Source organism: Streptomyces sp. NPDC053474, assembly GCF_044544845.1.
Taxonomy (GTDB): domain Bacteria; phylum Actinomycetota; class Actinomycetes; order Streptomycetales; family Streptomycetaceae; genus Streptomyces.
The window spans coordinates 38,565-62,660 of record NZ_JBITXV010000026.1; the positions used below are offsets into that span (position 1 = coordinate 38,565).

Consider the following 24,096-nt stretch of genomic DNA (forward strand, 5'->3'; position numbering starts at 1 on the left):
CATGCCGATCAATGGCTCCGCCGCCACCCCTACCGCCCCCATCGAGGTCCCCCGCGGCCTCGCGGGCGTCGTCGTCACCGAGACCCAGCTCGGGGACGTCAGGGGATACGAGGGCTTCTACCACTACCGCCAGTACTCCGCCGTGGAGCTCGCGCAGACCCGCGGCTTCGAGGACGTCTGGCACCTGATGTTCCACGGAACGCTGCCCGACGCCGCGCGGCGGGCAGCCTTCGCCGAGCAGACCGCGGCCCTGCGGCACCTGCCGGACGAGGTGCGCGACGCCCTGCCCGCCATCGCCCGCGCCAGCGCGCTCTCCGGTCCGCTCGCCGGGCTGCGTACCGCGCTCTCGCTCTTCGGCGCCTCGAAGGGCTTCCGGCCCGTGTACGACATCGACGGCGACCGGCGCCGCGACGACGCGCTCGCCGCCTCCGCCGTGGTGCCGACCCTGCTCACCGCGCTGTACCGCCTCGGCCAGGGGCTCGACCCCGTGGAGCCGCGTGACGACCTGTCGTACGCCGCCAACTACCTCTACATGATGACCGGTTCGGAGCCGGACGCCGCCCGGGCCCGGGCGGTCGAGCAATACTTGATCTCGACCATTGACCACGGCTTCAACGCGTCAACGTTCACGGCTCGCGTCATCACCTCGACGGGTGCGGACGTGGCGGCCTGCCTCGTCGGAGCCGTCGGCGCGCTGTCCGGTCCGCTGCACGGTGGTGCGCCCAGCCGCGCCCTGGACACGCTCGACGCGATCGGCACGCCCGAGCGCATCGACTCCTGGATCCGGGAACGCGTGCTCGCGGGCGAGCGCATCATGGGCTTCGGGCACCCCGTCTACCGCACGGAGGACCCGCGCTCCCGCATGCTCCGCGGCATCGCGCAGCAGTTCGGCGGCGAGCTGGTGGAGTTCGCGGTGGAGGTCGAACGGCAGGTCGAGGCCATCCTCGCGGAGCTCAAGCCGGGGCGTGAACTCCACACGAACGTGGAGTTCTACGCGGGCGTGGTCATGGAGCTGTGCGGGCTGCCGCGCGAGATGTTCACGCCGACGTTCGCGTCCGCGCGTGTGGTGGGCTGGAGCGCCAACATCCTGGAGCAGGCGCAGGACTCGAAAATCATCCGGCCCGCGGCCCGGTATGTGGGGGAGGAGCCGCCGGTGGCGGTGCCGCGAGACTGCTGACGATTTTCTCGCCTGAGGCACCGTGCGCATCGTGACGCGGTGAGGCCCCGACCGCGCCTGCGGGCGGGGCCTCACCGCGTGGGGAGCTCAAGGGGCTCATCGGTCAGGCGTCAGGGATGTCACTCTTGGCCCGGACGAGTGTCTAGCGAGTGATCACAACGATCCGTTCGTCGCGCGAGCGGCCCGCGTCGGCGGGAAGCCTGTCCGTAAGGGCGTGGGTGCGGTCGGCGCCGATAACGGCGAACGAGCCGTCGGTCAGCTCGACGATGTCGGGACACGTGTTGCCGTCCAGACTCCCGCGCTGGCGGGGCGAGGCGCCGATGCGACGCTTGAAATCAGGTGTGATCACTGGCGTACCTTGACAGCTGTTGACAGCCTGTCCGGGCAGATCACGCTCCGCCTTCGAAAGATCCACTCGCGAGGTCCTTCACGGGATCCGCTCAGCCAGGCCGGGCGGCCTGGAGTGGGGCCGGGGGTGCGCTCAGGGGGTTCCGGCTCCTGCCGGATTCCCATCTGCGGAGTCCGGTGGCTGGGGTAGCGGTGACGGCACGAAGTACTCGCTCGCAGGTACGGGAGGTCCGCAGGCGACCGCTCGGGCGTATGCCTCTTCGGCGATCCGGACGAACCACTTCTCCCTGCGGTCCGACCCGGCGGCTGTGAACCTCCTCCACAGAGGCCCGCTGTTCGCCCAGTAGGCCCGGCCGATCTCGCCGCGGAAGTAATCCTCCAGGAGGACGCGTGCGGAGGACTCTTCCAGCAGGCCCAACTTGAAGTTGCTGCTCCACATGCTGACGATCAAGTTGCCCATCAAGAGCTGGCGCCAGCGCTGCTGTGTCATACGAGTGCGGGGCGGTTCCCAGCACGCGATGAAGTCGGGGTCGCTGAGGGACAACTGAATCAGATCCCGATGTTCGGAACGGTGAGCCTCCTGGTTCTGTATCCGGGTCTGGCGCGCCTGATGTGCGATGGACAGGGCGACACCGACGAGGGCGGCAGCAGAGAACAGAACGGAGAGGGCCCCGTACGTCTGGCTGACATCGCTGAGGCGACTCCAGTCCAAATGGTGCGGTGCAAGGCCGTTGAGCAGGAACGGAGTCAGGGCGATGACGGCCATGCCGACCAGAGTGCCGCCGGTCCATGCTGTGATGCGCCGATGCCTGCTGTCGCGGAGTGTCATCGTGGAGCCTCCTCAAGGCAGCTGCCAGAGCTGTTTCCTATCAAAGTGACGCTGACGGACGGGCACCACAGTGGGGTGAGAGGGCCGGCCAAGCGGGTGCGTCGGGCTTCCCGCTCACTCTGGTGGGTCGCCAACCACCCACCACTCATCGGTTTCCGCTTCGTCCAGCTCTCGGATCAGCCGGTCCACCATGCGGCCGATCTGGGCTTCGACGGACGTCTCTTCAAGACTTGCTCGGGCGGTCCTCGTCGCCTCCCAGTGCTCCCGGACGATCGGATTCTGAAGAGTTCCTCGTACGTGTCCGAGCAGCTCGGACCGCGTGATGTTGCCGACCCGGTACGCGAACCGAGGTTGCTGTGGCGCTGTCGCTCGCTCCGGTCCGCTTCCCTGTGCTCCGCCAGACACAGGCGGAGGCTCCGGATCTGGCGTTGTTGAGCAAGGAAGGCCACGGTGCACGCGAGCCCTGCCACGGCGGCCGGGCCTACCCCCCCCGTATCCAGCATTTATGTATGCCCATGTCAACCCCCGAACCGGGCGACCGTCCGCCGGTCTTCGGGCGCGGGGCGGCAGGGCGGACCGGCGAGCGATGGGCGGCGCTTGCCGTCTCCCAGGGTGCCGAGCGGCTCTGATCGGTCGGGAGGCGGAGAGGAGGCGCACGGAAGCACGGCAGGAATCCGGTTTCTGACATGCCTGCGCCGTGCCCAAGGTGTTCCCCGTCGGCGCCGCACGGAATCGTTCGCCTAACGGCACGTCTACGCGCACATATCCTGGAGTGGTGTTCAAATGCCGTACATGCTCGTCGCCTGCGAGGTGTACGCGTCTTGAGCGACTTGATCGACCTTGATGTGTGTTGATGCGAGGGGCCACACGTGCGTGAGCAGCAGATTCCAGTCGTCGTCCTCACGGGATTCCTGGGATCGGGCAAGACGACACTGTTGAACCATCTGCTGCACCGCAGCGGAGGCAGTCGCATCGGCGCGATCGTCAACGACTTCGGCTCCATCGAGATCGACGCCATGGCCGTCGCGGGCCAGCTCGGCGACTCGACCGTCTCCCTCGGCAACGGGTGTCTGTGCTGCGCCGTGGACGCCAGCGAGCTCGACGTGTATCTGGAACGGCTCGCCCGGCCCTCCTCCCGCATCGACGTCATCGTCATCGAGGCGAGCGGGCTCGCCGAGCCGCAGGAGCTCGTGCGCATGGTGCTGGCCAGCGAGAACCCGCACATCGTGTACGGCGGTCTCGTGCAGGTCGTGGACGCCGCCGAGTTCGACGCCACCAGGCAGCGGCACCCCGAGGTCGACCGGCATCTGAAGATCGCCGACCTCGTCGTGGTCAACAAGGCCGACCGGGTACCGGCGGGGGAGCGCGACCGCGTGTTCGACGAGGTGCGCCGTCACACCGACCGGGCCGCCGTCGTCGCCGCGACGTACGGACGCGTGGACGTGGAGCTCCTCCTGGACCGCAAGCCGGTGGGGGAGCGCGTCGGGCAGCTCTCCTTCGACGACCTGCACGACCATGGCGAGGACCTGTACGCGGACGGCGACTTCCGGGAGGCCGACGGCGGCCTGGAGGCGGGTGAGGAGTGCCACTGTGGCGACCTCGGCAACGCCGTCTCGCAGGGCGACCCCGGCAACGCCACCCCGCACGGCGGCCCCGGCACCCCCGCCCCGCACGGCGACGTCGGCCGAGCCCCTGCGCGCGGCGGCTGCCGTCACGCCCATCTGCACAGCGCCTACGAGAGCCTCGCCTTCACCTCCGAAGCGCCCATGAGCCCCCGCCGCCTCATGGCCTTCCTCGACAGCAGGCCCGAAGGGCTCTACCGCATCAAGGGGTACGTCGACTTCGGCGCCGCCGACGCGCGCAACCGGTACGCGGTGCACTCCGTGGGACGGTTCCTGCGCTTCTACCCCGAGCCGTGGGAGCCCGGCGAGAAGCGCCTCACGCAGCTCGTCCTCATCGGCTCCGGCATCGACGTACCGGAGCTGCACACCCAGCTGACGCTGTGCCGGGAGAACGACGAGGACGCCCCGCACGCGGATGAGTTCGGCATGTGGGGCGTCCTGCGGTACGTCCAGGAGCCGGGGGCGGAGGAGACGCCCGGGGCTGAGGGCGGGAGCGAACCCGAAGCCGGGGCCGGTCCGCACCCCGGCCCCGCTTCCGACTCCACCGCCGGTGCCGAGCTCGACGGTGACGTGGACGGCGACGCCGAGCTGGACGCCGGTCCCGATCCCTACTCGGACCTCGACTTCGGCTCCGACGCCGATGACTCCGTCGTCGATGACGCCGATGACTTCGACGACCTCAACGCCGACGCCCACGACGGCCTCGGCTCCGCAGCCGCCCCCGGGACCGGCCCCGCCCCGGGAACCGGCCCCGGCCGCTGACTACACCGGCCCCGCCACCGCAGCCACCGGCTTGGCCAAGGAGACGCCGGAGCCGTCCCGGCGCGGGTCGGGCTCCGGCAGCTCCGTCGGGATGCCCGTGCGCTGTGCCGCGCGCGGCGGCGTCGGGCCCGCCCAGGCGAAGCTCAGGCAGTCCTCGCCCTTCAGCAAGCGCTGGCAGCGCACGCCGCCCGTCGCGCGGCCCTTGCGCGGATATTGGTCGAACGGCGTCAGCTTCGCCGTCGTCTGCACGGAGTCGTCGAGCGTGCCGCGCGAGCCCGCGACCGTGAACACCACGGCGTCCGCCGCCGGATCGACCGCCGTGAAGGAGATGACCTTCGCGCCCTGCGCGAGCTTGATGCCCGCCATGCCGCCCGCCGGGCGCCCCTGCGGACGCACCTGCCCCGCCGGATAGCGCAGCAACTGGGCGTCGTCCGTGATGAAGACCAGGTCCTCCTCGCCCGTGCGCAGCTCGATCGCGCCGACGATGCGGTCCCCGTCCTTGAGGGTGATGACCTCCAGCTCGTCCTTGTTCGCCGGATAGTCGGGCACCACGCGCTTGACCACGCCCTGTTCCGTACCGAGCGCCAGGCCCGGGGAGGACTCGTCGAGCGTCATCAGGCAGATCAGCTTCTCGTCCGCTCCCAGGGAGAGGAGCTCGGCGACCGGGGCGCCTCCGGAGAGGTTGGGCGCGGACGCCGTGTCCGGGAGCTGCGGCAGATCGACTACGGAGAGCCGCAACAGACGCCCCTCGGAGGTCACCGCGCCCACCTCGCCGCGCGCGGTCGCCGGGACCGCCGAGACGATCACGTCGTGCTTGACGCGCTTGCCGTCGCTCTCCGAGAAGGGCTCGCCGTTGGCCGTGCGGGCCAGCAGGCCCGTCGAGGACAGCAGGACCCGGCACGGGTCGTCCGCGACCTGGAGGGACACCGTGGGGGCCGGGGCGCCCGCGGACTCCAGGAGCACCGTGCGCCGCTCCGTACCGAACTTCTTCGACACGGCGGCCAGTTCGGCGGAGACCAGCTTGCGCAGCTCCGCGTCCGACTCCAGGATGCGGGTCAGCTCGTCGATCTCCGCGTTCAGCTTGTCGCGCTCGGACTCCAGCTCGATGCGGTCGTACTTGGTGAGGCGGCGCAGCGGGGTGTCCAGGATGTACTGCGTCTGGACCTCGGACAGGGAGAAGCGCTCCATCAGGCGCTCCTTGGCCTGCGCGCTGTTGTCGCTGGAGCGGATGAGGCGGATGACCTCGTCGATGTCCAGGAGGGCGATGAGCAGGCCCTCCACCAGGTGCAGCCGGTCGCGCTTCTTGCCGCGGCGGAACTCGCTGCGGCGGCGCACCACGTCGAAGCGGTGGTCGAGATAGACCTCGAGGAGCTCCTTGAGGCCGAGGGTGAGGGGCTGGCCGTCCACCAGCGCCACGTTGTTGATGCCGAAGGACTCCTCCATCGGCGTCAGCTTGTACAGCTGCTCCAGGACGGCCTCCGGGACGAAGCCGTTCTTGATCTCGATGACCAGGCGCAGGCCGTGCGCGCGGTCGGTGAGGTCCTTGACGTCGGCGATGCCCTGGAGCTTCTTGGACCCCACCAGGTCCTTGATCTTGGAGATGACCTTCTCCGGGCCGACGCTGAACGGCAGCTCCGTGACGACCAGGCCCTTGCGGCGCGCGGTCACGGCCTCCACGGCTACCGTCGCGCGCATCTTGAAGGTGCCGCGACCCGTTTCGTACGCGTCCCGGATGCCGGACAGGCCGACGATCCGGCCGCCGGTGGGCAGGTCGGGGCCCGGGATGTGCTTCATGAGCGTCTCGAGGTCGGCGCCCGGGTGCTTGATCAGGTGCCGGGCGGCCGCGATGACCTCGCTCAGATTGTGCGGCGGCATGTTCGTCGCCATGCCTACGGCGATGCCGGACGAGCCGTTCACCAGGAGGTTCGGATACGCCGCCGGGAGGGCTACCGGCTCCATCTCCTGGCCGTCGTAGTTCGGCGTGAAGTCGACCGTGTCCTCTTCGATCGACTCCGTCATGAGGGACGTGGCGTCCGCCATGCGGCATTCCGTGTACCGCATCGCGGCGGGCGGGTCGTCGTTCCCCAGCGAGCCGAAGTTCCCGTGGCCGTCGACCATGGGCAGGCGCATGGAGAACGGCTGGGCCATGCGGACCAGCGCGTCGTAGATGGACGCGTCGCCGTGCGGGTGCAGCTTGCCCATGACCTCGCCGACGACGCGGGCACACTTCACATAGCCGCGCTCCGGGCGCAGGCCCATCTCGTTCATCTGATAGACGATGCGGCGCTGCACCGGCTTCATGCCGTCGCGGGCGTCGGGCAGGGCGCGGGAGTAGATGACCGAGTAGGCGTACTCAAGGAAGGAGCCCTGCATCTCGTCGACGACGTCGATGTCGAGGATCTTCTCCTCGAACGAGTCGTCGGGCGGTGGGGTCTTCGTGCTGCGGCGGGCCATCGCTGCTGCGGCTCCTTCACCAACAAGTGTGCGGGATCTGACGCCGACCATTGTGGACCGTCCCACTGACAACCCCGACCACGACCCGGGCCCACCCGCGCGGCGACCAGGCACTCGGCGGCGTGGCGCGGGCACGACACGGCCGCGCGGCGCCCCCGTCCCACGCCACGAACCGGGGCGGAACCGGGCGGCGCCGGGGCGCACGGCGGGCCCCGACGCTCCGCACACGTCCAAGCGCGCCCGCACACGCCCACGCGCGCCCCGCCGCGATCACGCCCACGGCGAACACCGACGACCCACAGCGCGGAACGGGAACTTCGCCAGGGGTCTGCGGGCTTGCATACAGTGGCAGGACCGGCAAAAGCTATTGAGGATTCAGCGATCGAAGGGACGTACATGCCCATGGGTCACACGGCCACAGCCGCGGCAGGCTCCGGCGGCCTGGCAGCGACCGAGCACCGGCTGGCCAACGGCCTGCGCGTGGTGCTCTCCGAGGACCACCTGACCCCGGTCGCCGCGGTGTGCCTCTGGTACGACGTGGGCTCGCGCCACGAAGTCAAGGGGCGCACCGGTCTGGCTCACCTCTTCGAGCACCTGATGTTCCAGGGCTCGCAGCAGGTGCACGGCAACGGTCACTTCGAACTGGTGCAGGGCGCCGGCGGCTCGCTGAACGGCACCACCAGCTTCGAGCGCACGAACTACTTCGAGACCATGCCCGCGCACCAGCTGGAGCTCGCCCTGTGGCTGGAGGCGGACCGGATGGGCTCCCTCCTCTCAGCACTCGACGAGGAGTCCATGGAGAACCAGCGCGACGTGGTGAAGAACGAACGCCGCCAGCGCTACGACAACGTCCCCTACGGCACGGCCTTCGAGAAGCTCACCGCCCTGTCGTACCCGGAGGGCCACCCCTACCACCACACCCCGATCGGCTCCATGGCCGACCTGGACGCGGCCACCCTCGACGACGCCCGGGAGTTCTTCCGCACGTACTACGCGCCGAACAACGCGGTCCTGTCCGTGGTCGGCGACATCGACCCGGAGCAGACGCTCGCCTGGGTCGAGAAGTACTTCGGCTCCATCCCCGGGCACGACGGCAAGCAGCCGCCGCGCGACGGCTCGCTGCCCGAGCGCATCGGCGAGGAGCTGCGCGAGGTCGTCGAGGAGGACGTCCCGGCCCGCGCCCTGATGGCCGCCTACCGCCTGCCCCAGGACGGCACGCGCGCGTGCGACGCGGCCGACCTGGCCCTGACGGTGCTCGGCAGCGGCGAGTCCTCGCGGCTCTACAACCGCCTGGTGCGCCGCGACCGCACCGCGGTGACCGCCGGGTTCGGCCTGCTGCGGCTCGCCGGGGCGCCCTCGCTCGGCTGGCTCGACGTGAAGACCTCCGGCGACGTCGAGGTCCCCGTCATCGAGGCCGCTGTCGACGAGGAGCTCGCCCGGTTCGCCGAGGAGGGCCCGACCCCGGAGGAAATGGAGCGGGCCCAGGCCCAGTTGGAGCGCGAGTGGCTCGACCGTCTCGGCACGGTCGCGGGCCGCGCGGACGAACTGTGCCGGTTCGCCGTCCTCTTCGGTGACCCGCAGCTCGCCCTCACCGCCGTCCAGCGCGTCCTCGACATCACCGCGGCCGAGGTCCAGGAGGTCGCCAAGGCGCGCCTGCGCCCCGACAACCGCGCGGTCCTGGTGTACGAGCCGGTGGCCACCGCGGAGGACGCCGACGGCGCGGCCGCCGAACCCCAGCAGGAAGCCGCCAAGACCCAGCAGGAAGCCGCCGAGACCCAGCAGGAAGAGGAGGCGGCGAAGTGAGCGAGGCTGAGACGTCTGTGACGATGCAGTTCCACCCGCAGCCCCAGGCGGGCACGGCCAAGCCCTGGGCCTTCCCGGCCCCCGAGCGCGGCGCCCTGGCCAATGGCCTGACGGTGCTGCGCTGCCACCGCCCCGGCCAGCAGCTCGTCGCCGTCGAGGTCCACCTCGACGCGCCCCTGGACGCCGAGCCGCAGGGCCTGGACGGCGTGTCCACGATCATGGCGCGGGCGTTCTCCGAAGGCACCGACAAGCACTCCGCCGAGGAGTTCGCCGCCGAGCTGGACCGCTGCGGCGCCACGCTGGACGCGCACGCCGACCACCCCGGCGTCCGGCTCTCCCTCGAAGTGCCCGTCTCCCGCCTCGCGAAGGGCCTGGGCCTGCTGGCCGACGCGCTGCGCGCGCCCGCCTTCGAGGACGGCGAGATCGAGCGCCTCGTCCGCAACCGCCTGGACGAGATCCCGCACGAGACCGCCAACCCCGCGCGCCGCGCCGCCAAGGAGCTGGCCAAGCAGCTCTTCCCGGCCACCTCGCGCATGTCGCGCCCGCGCCAGGGCACCGAGGAGACGGTCACCGCCATCGACTCCGCGGCCGTACGCGCCTTCTACGAGAAGCACGTGCGCCCCGCCACGGCCACCGCCGTCGTGGTCGGCGACCTCACGGGCACGGACCTCGACGCCGTCCTCGCCGACACCCTCGGCGCCTGGACGGGCGGGCCGGCGGAGCCGCACGCCATGCCCCAGGTGACGGCCGACGACACCGGCCGCGTCGTCATCGTGGACCGCCCCGGCGCCGTCCAGACGCAGCTCCTCATCGGCCGCGTGGGCGCGGACCGGCACGACATCGTCTGGCCGGCGCAGGTCCTCGGGACGTACTGCCTGGGCGGCACCCTCACCTCGCGCCTGGACCGCGTCCTGCGCGAGGAGAAGGGGTACACGTACGGCGTGCGCGCCTTCAGCCAGGTGCTGCGCTCCGCGGCGCCGCGGTCCCCGGAGGGCGCCCCGGGCGTTGCCATGCTGGCCATCAGCGGCTCCGTGGACACGCCGAACACGGGACCGGCGCTCGACGACCTGTGGAAGGTCCTGCGCACCCTTGCCGCCGAGGGCCTCACGGACGCCGAGCGCGACGTCGCCGTGCAGAACCTGGTCGGTGTGGCCCCGCTGAAGTACGAGACGGCCGCCGCCGTCGCCGCGACGCTCGCCGACCAGGTGGAGCAGGAGCTGCCGGACGACTTCCAGGCGAGCCTGTACCGGCAGTTGGCAGGGACGGGCACGGTGGAGGCCACCGCGGCCGTCGTGAGCGCGTTCCCGAGCGACCGTCTGGTGACGGTGCTCGTCGGTGACGCCGCACAGATCGAGGAGCCCGTCCGGGCCCTCGGCATCGGTGAAGTGACGGTCGTCACCGGCTGATTGCCCCGCACCCGTAGGGGCGGGACAAACCGGCGCGAACGCCGCGTAACTGAAGGGACCCCGGAGGCTCAGGAAGCCTCCGGGGTCCCTGCATGCTGCCATATGTCCGAATTGGCATGGAGGTTGGGCGTCTGCCGTGTGGCGTGCGCTACAAAAGGCAGGATCCGTTTGTCGATTGAAAGATGAGGCGTTTAGCGTCAGTGCGGCTGTACGTCACGCAGTACGCCGCGCCCGCGGCACCGGACAGTCATCGCCGAGTCCCCGTACGGCGTGAGCCAGGGGAGCCGGGGACCCACACGTCCCTGGGGTGAATCGGTCCCCTTGCCGCGAGGCGAGGAGTCCGTAGGAGACCTTCCTGCTCCGAACCCGTCAGCTAACCCGGTAGGCGAGAAGGAAGGAAAGGACCAGCCGCTTCATGGCGCTCATCCGCCCGACCGGCAAGCACCGCCGTCCGAGCCGCATCACGCGCACCACCGCCAGCGCCGCGGGTGTCGCCGCCCTCACCACCACCGGTGTGATCTCGGGCCTGGCCGCTCCGGCCCTCGCCGCCGACGGCTCCGCGGACCACGCGAGCACCGGCCTCACGCAGGCCATCGCCATCAACGACACGCTGGCCGACGAGATCGACGCCCAGGCCGCCGCCCAGAAGCAGGCCGCCAACGACGCCGCCGCCCAGAAGAAGGCGGAAGAGGCGGCGCGGCAGAAGGCCGCCGAGCAGAAGCGCAAGGCCGAGGCCGCCGCGAAGGAGAAGGCCAAGAAGGAGGCCGAGGCCAAGGCGGCGAAGGAGGCCAAGGAGCGGGCCCGCGAGCGCGCCGCCCGTGACGCCGAGCGCAAGCGCCTGAACGCCTACGTCGCCCCGGTCGCCGGCTCCTACGTCTCCACCTCCTACAAGGCCGGCGGCGGCATGTGGTCCTCCGGCAGCCACACCGGCATCGACTTCCACGCCGCGTCCGGCACCTCGGTGCAGGCGGTCGGCGCGGGCACCGTCGTCGAGGCGGGCTGGGGCGGCGCCTACGGCAACAACATCGTGATCAAGATGAACGACGGCACGTACACCCAGTACGGCCACCTGTCGTCCATCAGCGTCACGGTCGGCCAGGCCGTCACCCCCGGCCAGCAGATCGGCCTCTCCGGCTCCACTGGCAACTCCTCCGGGCCGCACCTGCACTTCGAGGCCCGTACCGGCCCCGAGTACGGCTCGGACATCGACCCGATCGCGTACCTGCGCTCCCACGGCGTGGGCGTCTGACGCGTCGACGGTGCGAGCGCCCCGCGCCCGCGCACGTCCCGAAAGCCCCGGCTCACCGAGCCGGGGCTTTCGGCATCGAGGCATGGCCAGGGTCCTAAGCGCCCACCACCGGTAAGCGCGCCGCTGCGCACACCTTTGGCCAAAAGATATCCATGGATTCCGGTGCCCCATCGGAAAATGCGGCCATCTGCAATAGAGTCCGTCGTGACAGCGTCCATAGAGTCGCCGCACCAGCGTCTTCGACGCGTCGCGCGACGCGTTTCGCGGGCATTAAAGCGGAGGTCCGTCATGCGCATTCCCGCGCACTCGGTCTGTACGGCCATCCGGGACGACATCGTCTCCGGTGTCTACGAACGCGGCACGCGGCTCACCGAAGAACTCCTCGCCCGCCGCTACGGCGTCTCGCGCGTCCCCGTGCGCGAGGCCCTGCGCACCCTGGAGGCCGAGGGCTTCGTCGTCACCCGCAGGCACGCGGGCGCCTGCGTCGCCGAGCCGACCGAGCAGGACGCCGCCGACCTCCTGGAGGTCCGTACGCTCCTGGAGCCGCTGGCGGCCGCCCGCGCGGCCCAGCGCCGCACCGAAGCCCATCTGAAGGTCCTGCGCGGCCTGGTGCGGCTCGGTCAGGAGCGGGCCCGGCGCAGCGGCGGCGAGGACCTGCGCGCGCTCGACGGCTGGTTCCACGAGACGCTCACCCAGGCTTCCGGCAGCCCCGGCCTCATCGCCCTGCTCACCCAGCTGCGCCACAAGGTCGCCTGGATGTACGTGGCGGACGCGCCGGCCGCGGCCACGGACCTGTGGGCCGGGCACGCCGCGGTGGTCGACGCGGTCGCCCGCCAGGACGCGGACCGGGCCCGCGCGCTCACGCTCCTGCACGCCGAGCGCACGGCGTCCGCGTACCGGCCGCGCGCCGGGCGTGTGAGAGGTTCGCAACACGCCGTCAACAAAGTAGGCGTACGGAATTAACAGACGCGCCGTACACAGGATTACGCGCCGTACACAGGATTGCGCGTACACGACCTTCTGCCTGGCGTCGTGAAAGCCCGGCGTGCCCGCGTGGGAATTCCCCGCCTGATTTACTCGCCGGGGGTGCCGCCTTTGTGCCACCGGTGGTGCGCCACCGGCTCGTGAATTCGCTTAGGGCGTTCGCCGGGCGGGACTCCGCAGAGGTGCGCCTCGGGGCGCGCCCCGAAAAACGACGGAGCCGCGCGGCCACCCAGTGGCTCACGCGGCTCCGGCACGCTGTGTCCGACCGTGTCAGACGGTCTCCGGGAGCTCCTCGAGGCCCTCGGAGACGAGCTTCGCCAGCCGGTCCAGGGCGGCGTCCGCGCCCTCGGCGTCCGAAGCGAGCACGATCTCCTCGCCGCCCTGCGCGCCCAGGCCGAGCACCGCGAGCATCGAGGCCGCGTTGACGGGGTTGCCGTCGGCCTTCGCGATCGTCACGGGGACGCCCGAGGCCGTGGCCGCACGGACGAAGATGGAGGCGGGCCGGGCGTGGAGGCCCTCGGCCCAGCCGACGTTGACGCGGCGCTCAGCCATGTGTTGCTGCCCTTCCAGGTGTCTCACACTTGTCTAGACCAGTGTCTCATGCCGACCCGAGTGCTCCCGCAGGACCGGCGGAGCGCTGCCCCACGGGCCGCGTCCCGCCACCCGAGCGCCTTCGACCCCTCCTACATTGCCCCGGGCCCGGCGGCCGCGCGACCCGTACCCTGGCCCCATGCAGACCCCGGCGGACGGCTCAGCGCACACCTCGTCGGACAGCGCCGCGCACGCCCCCGCGGCCGACGCCGCCTCCGCCCCGGCGGCGGACCAGCACCCCTACCCCTCCCACTGGGAGGCCGACGTGGTGCTGCGCGACGGCGGCACCGCCCGCATCCGGCCCATCACGGCCGCCGACGCGGACCGTCTGGTCAGCTTCTTCGAGCAGGTCTCGGACGAGTCGAAGTACTACCGCTTCTTCGCGCCCTACCCGCGCCTGTCCGCCAAGGACGTGCACCGCTTCACGCACCACGACCACGTGGACCGCGTCGGGCTCGCGGCCACCATCGGCGGCGAGTTCATCGCCACCGTCCGCTACGACCGCATCGACGCCCAGGGCCGCCCCGCCTCAGCGCCCGCCGACGAAGCGGAGGTCGCCTTCCTGGTCCAGGACGCCCACCAGGGCCGCGGCGTCGCCTCCGCGCTGCTCGAACACATCGCCGCCGTCGCCCGCGAACGCGGCATCCGCCGCTTCGCCGCCGAAGTCCTGCCCGCCAACACCAAGATGGTGAAGGTCTTCACGGACGCCGGATACCAGCAGCAGCGCAGCTTCGAGGACGGCGTCGTGCGCCTCGAACTCGACCTGGAGCCCACCGACCGCTCCGTCGCCGTCCAGCACGCCCGCGAACAGCGCGCCGAGGCCCGCTCCGTCCAACGGCTGCTCGCGCCCGGCTCCGTCGCGGTCATCGGCGTCGGCCGCGCCGAGGACAGCGTCGGCCGCGGCGTCCTGCGCAACCTGCTGCGCGCGGGCTTCACCGGCCGCGTCCACGCCGTCAACCGCGCCTTCACGGACCGGGCCACCACCGAGGGCGTCGAGGGAGCCCCCGCCCACCGCTCCGTGCGCGACATCGCCGGGCCCGTCGACCTCGCCGTCGTCACCGTCCCCGCCGAGCACGTGCCCGAAGTGGTCGCCGAGTGCGGCGAACACGGCGTCCAGGGCCTCGTCGTCCTCTCCGCCGGATACGCCGAGAGCGGCCCCGAAGGACTGGAGCGCCAGCGCGAACTCGTCCGGCAGGCCCGCTCCTACGGCATGCGCCTCATCGGCCCCAACGCCTTCGGCGTCATCAACACCGCTTCCGCCGTACGCCTGAACGCCTCGCTGGCCCCCGAACTGGCCGCCGCGGGCCGCATCGGCCTGTTCACCCAGTCCGGTGCCATCGGCATCGCCCTGCTGTCCCGGCTGCACCGCCGCGGCGCGGGCCTGTCGTCCTTCGTCAGCGCGGGCAACCGCGCCGACGTCTCCGGCAACGACGTCCTCCAGTACTGGTACGACGACCCGGACACCGACGTGGCGCTCATGTACCTGGAGTCCATCGGCAACCCCCGCAAGTTCACCCGCCTCGCCCGCCGCGCCGCCGCCGCGAAGCCCCTCGTCGTCGTCCAGGGCGCCCGGCACAGCGGCATCGCCCCCACCGGCCACGCCGGGGCCGCGACCCGGCTGCCGCACGCCACCGTCTCCGCGCTGCTCCGCCAGGCCGGGGTCATCCGCGTCGACACCGTCACCGAGCTCGTCGACGCCGGGCTCCTGCTCGCGGGCCAGCCGCTGCCCGCCGGGCCCCGCGTCGCCATCCTCGGCAACTCCGAGTCCCTCGGCCTGCTCACCTACGACGCCTGCGTCGCCGAAGGCCTGCGCCCGCTGCCCCCGCGCGACCTGACCACGGCCGCGACGCCCGAGGACTTCCGCGCCGCCCTCGGCGCCGCGCTCGCCGCCGACACCTGCGACGCGGCCGTCGTCACCGTCATCCCCTCGCTCGGCGAGTCGAGCCGCGAGGGCCAGGGGGAGACCCTCGCCACCGCCCTGCGGGCCGCCGCGGCCGCGTGTCCCACCAAGCCCGTCGCTGTCGTCCACGTGGAGCTCGGCGAGCTCGCCGAGGCCCTGTCCGCCGCCGCGAGCACCAAGCCCGGATCGCCCGCCGTCCGGCCCGCCGACCGGCCGCCCGCCGCCCCGCCCACGGCCGCCGCCCCGCCGCCGCACGCCCGCATCCCCGCCTACCCCGCGGCCGAGCGGGCCGTGCGCGCCCTCGCCGAAGCCGTCACCTACGCCCAGTGGCGGCACGACATCGCCGACCCCGGCAAGGTGCCCGAGTACGACGACATCGACGAACAGGGCGCCGCCGACCTCATCGCGGACCTCCTTGCCAAGGGCGGCGACCCCCACGGCCTGACCCTCGGCCCCGACGACGCCCGCGACCTGCTCGGCCGCTACGGCATCGCCGTCCACGCCGTCCTGCCCGCGCCCGACGCCGACGCGGCCGCCGACGCCGCCGCCAGGCTCGGCTACCCCGTCGCCCTCAAGACCACCGCCCCGCACCTGCGCCACCGCCCCGACCTCGGCGGCGTACGCCTCGACCTCGCCGACGAGGAGCAGCTGCGCCGCGCCTACCGCGAGCTCACCCACGCCCTCGGCCGCCCCGCCGAGCTGCGGCCCGTCGTCCAGGCCATGGTCGCGCGGGGCGTCGACACCGTCGTGCGCGCGGGGCACGACCCCGCCGCGGGAGCGGTGCTGTCCTTCGGCCTCGCGGGCGCGGCGTCCGAACTCCTCGGGGACACCGCCCACCGACTGATTCCCGTCACCGACCGCGACGCGCGCACCCTCGTGGGATCGATCCGGACCGCGCCCCTCCTCTTCGGCTGGCGCGGCGCGGCCCCCGTGGACACCCCAGCCCTGGAGGAGCTCCTCCAGCGGGTCTCGCGCCTGGTCGACGACCATCCCGAAGTGGTCACCGTCTCACTGGAACCGGTGGTCGTCGCCCAGGACGGCCTGTCCGTCCTCAGCGGCACCGTCCGCCTCGCCCCGCCCCCGGCCCGCGACGACCTGGGGCCGCGCACCCTGCCCGCCTACTGACGAGCCCGCGGCGCCCGCCGAGGCGGCCACCGCGCACCGTCGGGCGGGCGCCGGGCCGTAGGATGGGCGTCATGGCAAAGACCGGTACCACGACCCAGGGGCTGCGCGCGGCGATCGAGCGCAGCGGCTACTACCCGGCCCTCGTGGCCGAGGCGGTGGAGGCCGCGGTCGGCGGCGAGACCATCGGGTCGTACCTGGTCCACCAGGAGACCACCTTCGACGCCAACGAAGTACGCCGTCATGTGACGGTGCTCGTCCTCACCGACACCCGCTTCATCGTCAGCCACACCGACGAGCAGGCGGCCGACAGCACCTCGCCGACCCCGTACGCCACGACCTCCACCGAGTCGGTGAAGATCGGCCGGATCTCGTCGGTCGTCGTCAGCCGCGTCGTCGCCAATCCCGAGAAGTACGTCCCCGGCTCCCTGCCCCGTGAGGTCGTCCTCACCATCGGCTGGGGCGCCGTCTCCCGCATCGACCTCGAACCGGCCGCCTGCGGCGACCCCAACTGCGAGGCCGACCACGGCTACACGGGCAGCTCCACCGCCGACGACCTCAGCCTGCGCGTCAGCGAGGCCGGCGACGGCCCCGACACGGTCCGCCAGACCCTCGCCTTCGCCCAGGCCCTCTCCGAGGCCACGGCGGTCACCGCCGGCGGCTCGGGCGCCACCCGCTGATGGTCACAGCCGACTGGACCGGAGGCTGGGACGACGTACAGCCCCTGGAGCTCGCCACCGCACCCCTGCCCGAGTACGGCACCGGATCGCTCGCCGACCTGCTGCCCACCCTCGTCGCGCACCAGGAGGTCGACGGCTTCGCGCCCGCCATCGCCGAGCTGGCCCCCGCCGACCGGAACTGCGTCTTCCTGATCGACGGCCTCGGCTGGGAGCAGCTGCGCGCGCACCCCGCCGAAGCGCCGTTCCTGACCTCGCTCCTCGGCTCCTCGCGCGGCGGCACCGGACGCCCCATCACCGCGGGCTTCCCCGCCACCACGGCGACCTCCCTCGCCTCCGTCGGCACGGGCCTGCCCCCGGGCGTCCACGGCCTGCCCGGGTACACCGCCCGCAACCCCGACACCGGCGAGCTGATGAACCAGCTCCGCTGGAAGCCCTGGACCGACCCGCACGCCTGGCAGCCCCACCCCACGGTCTTCCGGCTTGCCCACGAGGCGGGCGTCCACACCGCGCAGGTCTCCTCGCCGACCTTCGAGCACACCCCGCTCACCAAGGTCGCCCTGAGCGGCGGCACCTTCCGCGGCCGCCTCTCCGGCGAGGACCGCATGGACCTCGCCGCCGAGCAGCTCGCCGCCGGTGACCGCTCCCTGGTCTACACGTACTACGCGGAGGTCGACGGCAAGGGCCACCGCTTCGGCCTGGACTCCGACGCCTGGCGCGGCCAGCTCATGTACGTCGACCGCCTCGTCCAGCGCCTGGCCGAGCAGCTCCCGCCGCGCAGCGCCCTGTACGTCACGGCCGACCACGGCATGGTCGACATCCCCTTCGACGACGAGTCCCGGATCGACTTCGACGAGGACTGGGAGCTGCGCGCGGGCGTCGCCCTGCTCGGCGGCGAGGGCCGCGCCCGCCACGTCTACGCCGTCCCCGGCGCCGAGGCCGACGTCCTCACCGTCTGGCGGGAGGTCCTCGGGGACCGCTTCTGGGTGGCCGGACGCGAGGAGGCCATCGCCGCGGGGTGGTTCGGCCCGCGCGTCGACGAGCGCGTCCACGGCCGCATCGGCGACGTGGTGGCCGCCGCCCACGACGACGCCCTCATCATCGCCTCCCGCACCGAGCCCCACGAGTCCGCGATGGTCGGCAACCACGGCTCCATGACCCCCGCCGAACAGCTCGTACCGCTGCTCGAAGTACGCTCCTAGCCGCCGCGCGCGCCCTCCACGGGCGCCCCCGCACGCCCCCACATGACGAAAGGCCCTCAACTCCCCATGCCTGAGCTGGTGTTCTTCTCCGGAACGATGGACTGCGGAAAGAGCACCCTCGCGCTGCAGATCGAGCACAACCGCTCGGCCCGCGGCCTAGAGGGGTTGATCTTCGCGCGCAACGACCGCGCGGGGGCGGGCAAGCTCTCCTCCCGCCTCGGCCTCGTCACCCAGGCCCTCGAAGTCGCCGACGGGCTCGACTTCTACGCCCACCTCGTCGACCGCCTCTCCCAGGGCGGCCGCGCCGACTACGTGATCGTCGACGAGGCGCAGTTCCTCACCCCGGAGCAGGTCGACCAGCTCGCGCGCGTGGTCGACGACCTCGGACTCGACGTCTTCGCCTTCGGCATCACCACCGACTTCCGCACCCGGCTCTTCCCCGGCTCGCAGCGGCTCGTCGAGCTCGCCGACCGCATAGAGGTCCTCCAGGTCGAGGCCCTGTGCTGGTGCGGCGCCCGCGCCACCCACAACGCCCGCACCGTCGGCGGCCACATGGTCGTCGAGGGCGCCCAGGTCGTCGTCGGAGACGTCAACCAGGCCGCCGACGAGGTGGGTTACGAGGTCGTGTGCCGCCGTCACCACCGCCGTCGCATGACCGCCGCGTCCGCCCACGCGGGCGCCCTGTCGCCCGACGTCCTGCCGCTCGACAGCGACAGCGCCGTCGGCACCCTGGAGCGCTCCTAGGGCCTCTGGGGCCGCTGGAACCTCAACACCCTCCGGGAGCCACAGAGACCCCTGGAGCCTCCGGAGCGCCGCCGTCAGAGCGTTCCCGGCGGCTCCTGGCAGGACCGCTCGGTGTGCACGAGCGTGAACACCGCGCCCTCCGGGTCGGCGACCGTCGCGATCCGCCCGTACGCGCCCTCGCGCGCGGGCCGCACGAGACGGCCGCCGAGCTCGACCGTCCGCTCCACCGCCGCGTCCACGTCCGCGGCCTCGAAGTACGTCATCCAGTACGCGCCCCGGTCGCGCGGCAGCGCGCCGCCGACGCCGTGCACCGACGCCACCGCACGGCCCTCCAGGAACAGCGTCATGAAGTCCGCGTCGGGTGCGCCGGACGCCTCCTCGGTGTAGCCGAACAGCGTCCGGTAGAACTTGGCGACCTCCGCCGTCTCCCGGGTCACCAGCTCGTTCCAGGCGGGCGCGCCGGGCACCCCGGCCACCGCGGCGCCCAGGTGCTCCAGGGGCTGCCAGATGCCGAACACCGCGCCCGCGGGGTCCGACGCGATCGCCATGCGCCCGGCCTCGGCCGCGTCCAGCGGGCCGACGCCGACCGTGCCGCCGCAGTGCCGGGCCATCTCCGCCGTCTCGTCGGCGTCGTCCGTCGCCAGATACGGGGTCCAGGCGATCGGCAGGCGCCGGTCGGCCGGCAGCTCGCCGATCCCGGCCACCTCGCGGTCGTCCAGGAAGGCGCGTACGTAGGGGCCCAGCTGCTGCGGCCCGGGCCGGTACGTCCAGCCGAAGAGCCGCGCGTAGAACTCCTTGGTCGCGGCCAGGTCGTGCGCCATCAGGCTCACCCAGCAGGGCGTGCCGGGTGCGGGCCGCGCGGTCCGCACGCGTCGGCTGTCCGGCCACCGTGCCTCGGTCATCGTCACTCTCTCCTCGGGCCCTCGTGGCGGCGGCAGCTCACGGACGGCACCGGCCGCCGACGCCAGGGGGCCGGACGCGCGATCCGTCATCTGCTGTGCCATGACGTCGCTCGTCCACCCGCTGCCGTCCGCCACCCGCCGTCGGTCAGCCGCCGCCACTCCGCTTCGACTCGCCTTTCGAACGCGCGTACCCTGGCCGCGCGCATGCCCGTCCGTGCAGATGCTTGCACCACCCGCCGCCGGGCGCCCCCCGGCCGCGCCGCCTTTGCTGATTCCTGGCGGAGGATGCCCGGTCTGCCGTTTCCCATCCGTAAACGTGCGATTGCCGAGCCGTGTCCGTTGTCGGTACGGGGCGTGCCCGGTTCCGTACGCCACGTGTTCGGGCGGGTCCGGCCGAGCAGGCTAGCCGGACCTGGACGCGGCGGCCACCCCGTGGGCAAGGTTGGGGCTTATGAAAGCCATCATCTCCGCATCCGAACTCGCGAGCGACCTGGCGGGCGGGAACCCGCCAGTGCTGCTCGACGTCCGCTGGCAGCTCGGCGGCCCGCACCAGCGGCCCGCCTACGAGGAGGCGCACATCCCGTCGGCGGTCTTCGTCGACCTGGACGCGGACCTGGCCGGTCCGGCCGGGGCGGAGGGCCGTCATCCGCTGCCGGACGCCGGGCGCTTCGGCGCGGCGATGCGGGCGGCGGGCGTCTCGGGGGACCGGGACGTGGTCGTGTACGACGGCGGGCAGGGCTGGGCCGCGGCGCGCGCCTGGTGGCTGCTGCGCTGGGCGGGGCATCCGTCGGTGCGCGTCCTCGACGGCGGGCTCGCGGCGTGGCACGGCGAGCTGGAGTCCGGTGACGTACGACCGCCCGCACAGGGCACGTTCACGCCGGTCCCCGACTCCGTGGCCCGGCTCGACGCGGACGGCGCGGCCGCCCTGGCCCGCTCGGGTCTGCTCCTGGACGCCCGGGCCGCGGAGCGCTACCGGGGTGACGTCGAGCCGATCGACCGCGTGGGCGGGCACATCCCGGGCGCGGTCTCGGCCCCGACGACGGAGAACGTCTCCGGGGATGGCCGATTCCGTCCGGCCGGGGAGCTGACGGCCCGCTTCACGGCCCTGGGCGCCGCCGACGCCCCGGAGGTCGGGGTGTACTGCGGCTCGGGGGTCTCGGGCGCCCACGAGGTCCTCGCCCTCGCGGTGGCGGGCATTCCGGCGGCGCTGTACGTCGGTTCGTGGTCGGAGTGGTCCTCGGACGCGGCTCGTCCGGTGGCGACGGGGCCGGATCCGCAGTAGGGGCCGCGGCACCGTCGGCGCTTGCGAAGCCGAGGGCGACACCGTCACGCTCCGTAGGCGGGCAACTGTCACGCTCTGTGACGCATGGCCGTCATGTGAAGGGCCCGTACGGATCTTGCGTACGGGCCCTTCGACGTGTCCGCGGGAGTGCGGAGGATGGTTCCTCCACCTCCGCGCGGCTACTCCTGCTTCTTGCGGCGGGTGCCGAACACGATCTCGTCCCAGCTCGGCACGGCGGCGCGGCGGCCGGGCCGGACGCCGTCCGCCTCGGCCTGGCGGTCCGTGGAGCCGACCAGGCGCTCGCGGTGGCTGGCGACGGCGCGCGGCATCAGCACGTCCGCGTACGCCGAACCGGCCGACGCCGCGGTCGCCGGGGGCTCCTCGGCCTCGGGCTCCTGCTCCGGCTCGTCCTGTGCGGACGGCAGTTCGGAGGGTGCGGTGGTGGGGCGCTCCGGGACGACCATGTCGCCCCGGAAGCTCGGCACCGCCTCCAGGAGGCTGGTCAGCGAGTCCCGCTCCTGCTCGGCGACGGCGCCGCTCGGACTCGGCTCGTCGGGCTCCGGCGCCGGGGCGCCGGGGCGGTCGAGGGCGCGCTCCAGCGGCCGGTCCCTGGGCAGCCGGGCGATGCGCGGCACGAACGGAAAGCTCGGCTCGGGCGCGGCGATGTCGTCGGTCTCGCCGATGAGGGCGCGGGCCTCGTCGTCGACGGCCTGGACGAGGCGGCGCGGCGGGTCGTACGTCCAGCTGGCGGAGTGCGGCTCGGTGGCGACGCGGTAGACGAGCAGCACCTCCCAGGTGCCGTCGTCGCGGCGCCAGGAGTCCCACTGCACGGACTCCTTGTCGGCGCCGCGCAGCAGCAGCCGCTCCTGGACGGCCTCGCCGAGCTGAGGTCCGGTGTTCTCGCCGGGGCGGCGCACGGGGGTCTTCCGGGCGCGCTCGGCCATGAAGGCGCGCTCGGCGAGGACGGGGCCCTCGAAGCGGCGGACGCGGTCGACGGGGATGCCGGCGAGCGAGGCGACTTCTTCCGCGCTGGCTCCAGCGCGTATACGGGCCTGGATGTCGCGGGGCCGGAGGTGGCTCTCCACCTCGATCTCGATCTGGCCGAGTCTCGGGCGGTCGCCGCGTACGGCGGCACGGAGCCGTTCGTCGATGGGAAGCGTGTACTCCGTGCTGTCCGCAGCCTTCAGCACCAGCCGTGTGCCGTCGTTGCTGACGGCCACGACACGCAGTTCGGGCATGGGGACCTCCCGGGTGGTGCCTGCCGACGTCACGTGCGTCGCTGCTTCCGCTAGTCGAGTGTGGCCTGCCCGGGTGCAGCCTGCCACAACCTTGCCGAGTTGCCCGGCGTGTCGGGCGAGGGCCCGGGATCGCCGTTATGGCACGGTTACCTATTCGCAACGCTAAGTGACCAACTTGGTCACCCTGTGCAGCGAGCCCCCTCCCGGCGGTCCTGGCTGGCTCCGGGCACCCTGGTGGGAGACCGGACCCAGGGCTCGCAACACTACTCCATTCGGGCCACCCGGGTGGACCGGCACGCCGCCGAACTTCTCCCGGGTGAAGGGAGTTGATGGCGCCACAGGGCGCGAACACCCCGCGCGCAGGTGGCGCTCTTCACGTAAACGCCAGAAGCGGAACTATTTTCTTCGCACGTACGTCCCTTTCTCATGTGACTCGCGTGGCTCGTACGCGAATCAGCAGTGAAGCCCGCAAGGCGAGAAAGGTGACAAGGGTCGGAGATGCGTGGAAAGCCGGATACCGGCAGGACGTCGGAGGACACGTCGGACGGCACGTCGGAGGACGCGCCGAAGAAGCGGCTCGATCTGAGCGTGCCGCAGGTGGCGGGCAGCGCCGTGGCCGCGGTGCTCGCCGCGAAGCTCGCGTCCAGCTTCGGCGTGTACGGAACGATCCTCGGCGCCGGTGTGGTGAGCGGCATCGCCACCTGCGGCGGCACGGTCTTCCAGCACTTCTTCAAGCGCACCGGCGAGCAGATCCGTGACGTCGCGGTGCAGGCCAAGCCGAAGGCGCAGCAGGTGCCGGTGACGGCGGCCACTCCGGTGCCCGAGGCCTTCAGAGCCGCGCCCGCCACGCCCCCGTCCGGCCACGCCCCTGGTCATGCGTCCGGCTACGCGACCGGTTATACGTCCGGCTACGCGTCCGGCTCGGGCCCGGTGACCACCACCTGGGGCAGGCAGTCGGCGGACCACCGCGCCCCGGACGCCGACCCCACGACCGCGCTGCCGATGGCGGGAGCCGACCCGACGGCCGTGCTGCCGATCGCCGGTGCCGCCGACCCGACGGCCGCCCTGCCCGCGGTCGGGGCGGGCGATCCCACCGCCGCCCTGCCCGCCGTGTCCGCCGACGCCGAGCAGACGCAGCTCCTCGGATCCGTGGACGCGACGCAGCTGCTGCCGCGTGACCAGAAGACCCAGGTGCTGCGCGCCACCGGCCCGGCGGTTCCCGGGTCGCCGCAGCCGCAGCCGCCGCTCCCTTCGGACGAGTTCACCGAGGGCACCACGCACCGCGCGCGGGTGACGAGCTGGAAGCGCCCCCTGGTCGCCGCCGCCGTCGTCTTCGGCGTGGCGCTCACCGGCATCACCACGTACGAGCTGGTGAGCGGTCAGAGCTTCAGCGGTGACGACAAGAGCACCTCCATCGCCGACTTCATGAAGGGCAAGAACTCCTCCTCCACGTCGGACGATCCGCGGCCGGGCGGCGACTCGGACCAGCCGTCCGACCAGGGCACCACCGGCGAGGACGACGGCTCCCAGCAGGGCGACGACACCTCCAAGGACCCCAGCGGCAAGCCTTCGCCGGACGACGGCACCGGCTCGGACACCGGCAAGGACCAGGGCGGCAAGCCCGACGACGGCGGCAAGGACGACGGCGGTGGCTCCGGCGACGGCGGCTCCAAGGTCGACCCGACGCCGACGCCCACCCCCACGCCCACGCCGACCCCCACCCCGACCCCGACGCCCACCCCGGCCAACGGCGGCGGGAACGGCGCCCAGGACCAGCAGCAGTCCCCCGAGCAGTGAGCCCGGC

General features: G+C 72.5%; 19 protein-coding genes and 1 riboswitch. Of the genes, 12 read left to right on the forward strand and 7 right to left on the reverse strand.

What is annotated here, in order from left to right; genetic code table 11:
• Position 1: 1 nt before the first annotated feature.
• Entirely contained in the window at positions 2-1,177 is a 1,176-nt protein-coding gene (locus ACIG3E_RS38745; RefSeq protein WP_399625459.1) for a citrate synthase/methylcitrate synthase, read from the forward strand.
• Positions 1,178-1,319: 142 nt separating this feature from the next.
• Here the strand turns inward: ACIG3E_RS38745 and ACIG3E_RS38750 are convergent, their stop codons facing one another.
• The 3 genes from ACIG3E_RS38750 to ACIG3E_RS38760 all read right to left on the reverse strand — a co-directional run bounded on the left by ACIG3E_RS38750 (position 1,320) and on the right by ACIG3E_RS38760 (position 3,221).
• A complete protein-coding gene (locus ACIG3E_RS38750) occupies positions 1,320-1,592 on the reverse strand; it encodes a hypothetical protein (RefSeq protein WP_399625461.1) in 273 nt (90 codons plus the stop codon).
• A gap of 66 nt (positions 1,593-1,658) precedes the next feature.
• Entirely contained in the window at positions 1,659-2,354 is a 696-nt protein-coding gene (locus tag ACIG3E_RS38755; protein WP_399625464.1) for a DUF6082 family protein, read from the reverse strand.
• Positions 2,355-2,468: 114 nt separating this feature from the next.
• Positions 2,469-3,221, reverse strand: coding sequence for a DUF6082 family protein (locus ACIG3E_RS38760; protein ID WP_399625466.1), 753 nt, complete (start codon positions 3,219-3,221; stop codon positions 2,469-2,471).
• 2 nt (positions 3,222-3,223) lie between these two features.
• Between ACIG3E_RS38760 and ACIG3E_RS38765 the strand changes: the two genes are divergently transcribed.
• A complete protein-coding gene (locus ACIG3E_RS38765; RefSeq protein WP_399625468.1) occupies positions 3,224-4,738 on the forward strand; it encodes a CobW family GTP-binding protein in 1,515 nt (504 codons plus the stop codon).
• Here ACIG3E_RS38765 and ACIG3E_RS38770 read toward each other — a convergent pair whose 3' ends face one another.
• The gene (locus ACIG3E_RS38770; RefSeq protein ID WP_399625470.1) at positions 4,739-7,192 is read right to left on the reverse strand and encodes a DNA topoisomerase (ATP-hydrolyzing) subunit A; all 2,454 of its coding nucleotides are present in this window, start codon (positions 7,190-7,192) and stop codon (positions 4,739-4,741) included.
• A gap of 396 nt (positions 7,193-7,588) precedes the next feature.
• Between ACIG3E_RS38770 and ACIG3E_RS38775 the strand changes: the two genes are divergently transcribed.
• The 4 genes from ACIG3E_RS38775 (at position 7,589) to ACIG3E_RS38790 (ending at position 12,613) form a co-directional block, all read left to right on the forward strand.
• Positions 7,589-8,995: a M16 family metallopeptidase gene (locus ACIG3E_RS38775; RefSeq protein ID WP_399625472.1), complete on the forward strand. Its 1,407-nt coding sequence runs from the start codon at positions 7,589-7,591 to the stop codon at positions 8,993-8,995.
• Between the two features lie 23 nt (positions 8,996-9,018).
• Entirely contained in the window at positions 9,019-10,401 is a 1,383-nt protein-coding gene (locus ACIG3E_RS38780) for a M16 family metallopeptidase (RefSeq protein ID WP_399625542.1), read from the forward strand.
• Positions 10,402-10,642: 241 nt separating this feature from the next.
• A riboswitch (cyclic di-AMP (ydaO/yuaA leader) is annotated at positions 10,643-10,804 on the forward strand.
• Between the two features lie 12 nt (positions 10,805-10,816).
• On the forward strand, positions 10,817-11,650 hold the full coding sequence (locus ACIG3E_RS38785) for a M23 family metallopeptidase (RefSeq protein WP_399625474.1): 834 nt from the start codon (positions 10,817-10,819) through the stop codon (positions 11,648-11,650).
• A 288-nt stretch (positions 11,651-11,938) separates the two neighbouring features.
• Positions 11,939-12,613 (forward strand): GntR family transcriptional regulator, encoded by a 675-nt coding sequence (locus ACIG3E_RS38790; RefSeq protein WP_399625477.1) that lies wholly within the window; start codon positions 11,939-11,941, stop codon positions 12,611-12,613.
• A 291-nt stretch (positions 12,614-12,904) separates the two neighbouring features.
• Here ACIG3E_RS38790 and ACIG3E_RS38795 read toward each other — a convergent pair whose 3' ends face one another.
• The gene (locus tag ACIG3E_RS38795) at positions 12,905-13,186 is read right to left on the reverse strand and encodes an HPr family phosphocarrier protein (protein WP_138962230.1); all 282 of its coding nucleotides are present in this window, start codon (positions 13,184-13,186) and stop codon (positions 12,905-12,907) included.
• Between the two features lie 178 nt (positions 13,187-13,364).
• Here ACIG3E_RS38795 and ACIG3E_RS38800 point away from each other — a divergent pair, with 178 nt between their 5' ends.
• From ACIG3E_RS38800 to ACIG3E_RS38815, 4 genes are all read left to right on the forward strand, one after another.
• The gene (locus ACIG3E_RS38800) at positions 13,365-16,250 is read left to right on the forward strand and encodes a GNAT family N-acetyltransferase (RefSeq protein WP_399625479.1); all 2,886 of its coding nucleotides are present in this window, start codon (positions 13,365-13,367) and stop codon (positions 16,248-16,250) included.
• 71 nt (positions 16,251-16,321) lie between these two features.
• Positions 16,322-16,927, forward strand: a complete 606-nt coding sequence (locus ACIG3E_RS38805) for a DUF5998 family protein (protein ID WP_399625481.1) — start codon at positions 16,322-16,324, stop codon at positions 16,925-16,927.
• Positions 16,927-18,126 (forward strand): alkaline phosphatase family protein, encoded by a 1,200-nt coding sequence (locus tag ACIG3E_RS38810; RefSeq protein ID WP_399625483.1) that lies wholly within the window; start codon positions 16,927-16,929, stop codon positions 18,124-18,126. The genes ACIG3E_RS38805 and ACIG3E_RS38810 overlap by 1 nt, the downstream gene beginning before the upstream one ends.
• A gap of 66 nt (positions 18,127-18,192) precedes the next feature.
• Positions 18,193-18,870 carry a thymidine kinase gene (locus ACIG3E_RS38815; protein WP_138962234.1) on the forward strand — a complete coding sequence of 226 codons (678 nt, stop codon included), beginning with the start codon at positions 18,193-18,195 and terminating at the stop codon, positions 18,868-18,870.
• A gap of 74 nt (positions 18,871-18,944) precedes the next feature.
• On the opposite strand, the gene ACIG3E_RS38820 is transcribed toward ACIG3E_RS38815, so the two are convergent.
• Positions 18,945-19,772 (reverse strand): VOC family protein, encoded by an 828-nt coding sequence (locus ACIG3E_RS38820; protein ID WP_399625485.1) that lies wholly within the window; start codon positions 19,770-19,772, stop codon positions 18,945-18,947.
• Positions 19,773-20,223: 451 nt separating this feature from the next.
• Between ACIG3E_RS38820 and ACIG3E_RS38825 the strand changes: the two genes are divergently transcribed.
• Positions 20,224-21,054 (forward strand): sulfurtransferase, encoded by an 831-nt coding sequence (locus tag ACIG3E_RS38825; protein ID WP_399625487.1) that lies wholly within the window; start codon positions 20,224-20,226, stop codon positions 21,052-21,054.
• A 179-nt stretch (positions 21,055-21,233) separates the two neighbouring features.
• Here the strand turns inward: ACIG3E_RS38825 and sepH are convergent, their stop codons facing one another.
• Positions 21,234-22,292 carry a septation protein SepH gene (sepH, locus tag ACIG3E_RS38830; protein WP_399625489.1) on the reverse strand — a complete coding sequence of 353 codons (1,059 nt, stop codon included), beginning with the start codon at positions 22,290-22,292 and terminating at the stop codon, positions 21,234-21,236.
• Between the two features lie 498 nt (positions 22,293-22,790).
• Here sepH and ACIG3E_RS38835 point away from each other — a divergent pair, with 498 nt between their 5' ends.
• Positions 22,791-24,089 (forward strand): hypothetical protein, encoded by a 1,299-nt coding sequence (locus ACIG3E_RS38835; protein WP_399625491.1) that lies wholly within the window; start codon positions 22,791-22,793, stop codon positions 24,087-24,089.
• Positions 24,090-24,096: the final 7 nt, after the last annotated feature.

What these genes read in the sequence shown, in the direction of transcription:
- ACIG3E_RS38745 (WP_399625459.1), top strand. Translation starts at nt 2, where the DNA reads ATGCCGATCAATGGCTCCGCCGCCACCCCTACCGCCCCCATCGAGGTC.
- ACIG3E_RS38755 (WP_399625464.1), bottom strand. Translation starts at nt 2,354, where the DNA reads ATGACACTCCGCGACAGCAGGCATCGGCGCATCACAGCATGGACCGGC.
- ACIG3E_RS38770 (WP_399625470.1), bottom strand. Translation starts at nt 7,192, where the DNA reads ATGGCCCGCCGCAGCACGAAGACCCCACCGCCCGACGACTCGTTCGAG.
- ACIG3E_RS38775 (WP_399625472.1), top strand. Translation starts at nt 7,589, where the DNA reads ATGCCCATGGGTCACACGGCCACAGCCGCGGCAGGCTCCGGCGGCCTG.
- ACIG3E_RS38780 (WP_399625542.1), top strand. Translation starts at nt 9,019, where the DNA reads ATGCAGTTCCACCCGCAGCCCCAGGCGGGCACGGCCAAGCCCTGGGCC.
- ACIG3E_RS38785 (WP_399625474.1), top strand. Translation starts at nt 10,817, where the DNA reads ATGGCGCTCATCCGCCCGACCGGCAAGCACCGCCGTCCGAGCCGCATC.
- ACIG3E_RS38790 (WP_399625477.1), top strand. Translation starts at nt 11,939, where the DNA reads ATGCGCATTCCCGCGCACTCGGTCTGTACGGCCATCCGGGACGACATC.
- ACIG3E_RS38795 (WP_138962230.1), bottom strand. Translation starts at nt 13,186, where the DNA reads ATGGCTGAGCGCCGCGTCAACGTCGGCTGGGCCGAGGGCCTCCACGCC.
- ACIG3E_RS38800 (WP_399625479.1), top strand. Translation starts at nt 13,365, where the DNA reads ATGCAGACCCCGGCGGACGGCTCAGCGCACACCTCGTCGGACAGCGCC.
- ACIG3E_RS38805 (WP_399625481.1), top strand. Translation starts at nt 16,322, where the DNA reads ATGGCAAAGACCGGTACCACGACCCAGGGGCTGCGCGCGGCGATCGAG.
- ACIG3E_RS38810 (WP_399625483.1), top strand. Translation starts at nt 16,927, where the DNA reads ATGGTCACAGCCGACTGGACCGGAGGCTGGGACGACGTACAGCCCCTG.
- ACIG3E_RS38815 (WP_138962234.1), top strand. Translation starts at nt 18,193, where the DNA reads ATGCCTGAGCTGGTGTTCTTCTCCGGAACGATGGACTGCGGAAAGAGC.
- ACIG3E_RS38820 (WP_399625485.1), bottom strand. Translation starts at nt 19,772, where the DNA reads ATGACCGAGGCACGGTGGCCGGACAGCCGACGCGTGCGGACCGCGCGG.
- ACIG3E_RS38825 (WP_399625487.1), top strand. Translation starts at nt 20,224, where the DNA reads ATGAAAGCCATCATCTCCGCATCCGAACTCGCGAGCGACCTGGCGGGC.
- sepH (WP_399625489.1), bottom strand. Translation starts at nt 22,292, where the DNA reads ATGCCCGAACTGCGTGTCGTGGCCGTCAGCAACGACGGCACACGGCTG.
- ACIG3E_RS38835 (WP_399625491.1), top strand. Translation starts at nt 22,791, where the DNA reads ATGCGTGGAAAGCCGGATACCGGCAGGACGTCGGAGGACACGTCGGAC.